The 2,174-nt window shown below is 30.1% G+C and carries 2 protein-coding genes; one reads left to right on the top strand and one right to left on the bottom strand.

What is annotated here, in order from left to right; all coding sequences use genetic code 11:
- The coding region (locus tag ACFOY6_RS23925; RefSeq protein ID WP_379652435.1) for an adaptor protein MecA at window positions 1-108 on the bottom strand (108 nt) is incomplete at its 3' end.
- Window positions 109-530: 422 nt separating this feature from the next.
- Here ACFOY6_RS23925 and ACFOY6_RS23930 point away from each other — a divergent pair.
- A complete protein-coding gene (locus tag ACFOY6_RS23930) occupies window positions 531-1,730 on the top strand; it encodes an IS110-like element ISSep2 family transposase (protein WP_071813246.1) in 1,200 nt (399 codons plus the stop codon).
- Window positions 1,731-2,174: the final 444 nt, after the last annotated feature.

Below are 2,174 nucleotides of genomic sequence, written 5' to 3' on the forward strand. Positions count from 1 at the left end.
ACGTTTACGGTTACTCCATAGGTCTTCACGACTAAAACCACGTGCTTCAATGTCACTATATGTTATAAACAATTTTACTGTTGTATCATCAACACGTTCTATTCTCATATCATCTCACTCCTTACAGTCGATGAATAGTAACCATATTGTATTAGAACGGAGGTTAAATTACAATTTATTTGTTTGATTAAATTTAACTATTATTCATTTGGTCATCTATTTTAACATATTCCCTGTTTTATTAACAAAAAACTTACTTTAAATAAGATTATATATAAAACATACTAAGATTAGCTATGAAGAAATCTATGACGATAGATTTTTTCATAGCTATTTTTTATAGTTATAGAGAGAAGTAGACTGTCCAGACTCTTGGATTTTAAATCCGTATAAAAAACAAGTCAGCTTTACTCTCGCCTTTTGAAATTCGTTTGTAGTATGTTGGGTTCTTGAAACCGTGTATAGGAAAATGAAATGAGAAAGGTTAAGTAAAGTTTTTAGCTTCTCAATTATTCAAAGGAGGTTTTTTTATCGATTACTTAGGTGTTGATATTAGTAAAAGAAGTAGTGTAGTTGCACATTATAAAAATGGAAAATTCCAAAAAGAGTTTTTCATCCAGAATAATAAAAATGGTTACAATTATTTACTCAAGTATTTGAATGACTTAGACCACCCACAACTCATTTTTGAATCTACAGGTATCTATTCAAGAGGTATGGAACGATTTTGTTGTGTAAATCAAATTAACTATATTCAAATGAATCCGTTAGAAGCCAAATTTAAAACGAGCGCTCTAAGATCATGGAAAACTGATCAGGCAGATGCTCATAAGCTTGCTTGTTTAGGACCGACGCTTAAACAAACAGACAGCTTACCTATACATGAGTTAATATTCTTTGAATTAAGAGAACGCGTCCGTTTTCATCTAGAAATCGAGAATGAACAAAATCGACTTAAATTTCAGATCCTTGAATTACTCCATCAAACATTCCCTGGTTTAGAAAGATTGTTTAGTAGTCGATATTCAATCATTGCACTCAACATCGCAGAAATCTTTACTCATCCAGACATGGTTCTTGATATCGACAAGGAGGTACTGATTACACATATATTCAATTCTACAGATAAGGGAATGTCAATGGATAAAGCTACAAAATATGCACTTCAATTAAGGGTGATTGCTCAAGAAAGCTATCCTAATGTCGATAGACATTCCTTTCTAGTCGAAAAATTACGCTTACTTATTCAACAATTAAAACAATCTATTCATCATCTCAAACAATTAGATGATGCCATGATTCAATTAGCACAACAACTCGATTATTTTGAAAATATTCATTCGATACCTGGTATTGGTAAGCTAAGCACAGCTATGATTATTGGGGAGATTGGTGATATTAAGCGATTTAAATCAAATAAACAACTCAATGCTTTTGTTGGCATTGATATCAAACGATATCAATCAGGTCATACACACTGTAGAGATACCATCAACAAGCGTGGTAATAAAAAAGCGAGAAAACTTTTATTTTGGGTGATTATGAATATAATAAGAGGGCAGCATCATTATGACAATCATGTCGTCGATTATTACTACAAACTAAGAAAGCAGCCTAATGAGAAACCTCATAAGACTGCCATCATTGCTTGTATAAATCGATTATTAAAAACAATTCATTATCTTGTAATGAATCATAAATTGTACGATTATCAAATGTCACCACATTAGCCAAACGTACAATCAAATGTAGTTTAACACCTTATTCAAAAAAATTAAAATGAACGGTTTAGTTAAGTAATGCTTATTTTAATTATAAGTACTTGACTAATCGTAGGAAAGAGTTTGGGGCATGAAGATATTTGACTAATAAAAAGACAATTTCTATTTATAAAATGTAGAAATTGTCTTTTTATTATAATTATTTAAATTGTTGAGCAACTACTTTTTTTATATTCATTAGCATTAATACAAATGCAATTTCTATTTTGACTTTAATTATGTTTCGAATCGACATTCGGATGAAACTCAAAATAACTTTCGTAAATCCATCAACAAGTTCCACATCAAATTTCTTTAACTGCAAACGTTTCTTCTAAAATAAGAAATCTTATCCCAATTTGGATTTTAAAGCATCTTAAGTTGTAATTTTATATTCTAACTTATTAAATCATC

The organism is Teichococcus aestuarii, assembly GCF_042651065.1.
In the GTDB taxonomy this organism is placed as follows: domain Bacteria; phylum Pseudomonadota; class Alphaproteobacteria; order Acetobacterales; family Acetobacteraceae; genus Pseudoroseomonas; species Pseudoroseomonas aestuarii.